The organism is Streptomyces alkaliterrae (assembly GCF_007097205.2).
Classification (GTDB): Bacteria; Actinomycetota; Actinomycetes; order Streptomycetales; family Streptomycetaceae; genus Streptomyces; species Streptomyces alkaliterrae.
Genome location: NZ_VJYK02000727.1, coordinates 1 through 425 on the forward strand (window position 1 = coordinate 1; position 425 = coordinate 425).

Consider the following 425-nt stretch of genomic DNA (forward strand, 5'->3'; position numbering starts at 1 on the left):
GGGTAGCGAGGCTGGAACACAGTCGTTCCTCCAGTCAGGGGTTGCAGGTGTGGGTTCGGGCGGCGAGTTCGGCGGCGGCGCGGCTGTCGTACTCGGCGGAGAAGCCGCAACGCGGCGCCGTGCAGGCGGCGGTGTGCTTGTCCCGGCCTCGACGGTCGTAGAACGAGGCGACATGCACGGGGCCGATGCGGGTGGTGTCGCGGAAGCGCTTAGGGCGCATGGGTTGGGGTGTCCTTTCAGGTGAGTTGGTTGGCGATGGCAACGGCCAGCGGGGCAGGAACGCCGAGCCGGGTACGGAGGCCGTCGGCGTCGATCGGGTAGCCGGTCCGCCGCTTGTGCTCAGCGGAGAGCTTCCGGGCGTGGTCCACCAGCGCGGCCGGAACCACCGGAGCCGGAGCAGGGTCCGGGTCCGCGGGCGGCTGTCT

1 protein-coding gene and 1 pseudogene are annotated in these 425 nt (G+C 71.1%); both read right to left on the reverse strand.

Annotated features, from left to right (window positions below):
* Positions 1-34: 34 nt before the first annotated feature.
* On the reverse strand, positions 35-220 hold the full coding sequence (locus tag FNX44_RS27675; protein WP_143651646.1) for a mobile element transfer protein: 186 nt from the start codon (positions 218-220) through the stop codon (positions 35-37).
* Between the two features lie 16 nt (positions 221-236).
* Positions 237-425: pseudogene (locus tag FNX44_RS27680) on the reverse strand (DUF2637 domain-containing protein); the annotation flags it as partial.

Bases quoted from the DNA above. Each gene is read 5' to 3' on its own strand.
- FNX44_RS27675 (WP_143651646.1), bottom strand. From the start codon at position 220: ATGCGCCCTAAGCGCTTCCGCGACACCACCCGCATCGGCCCCGTGCAT.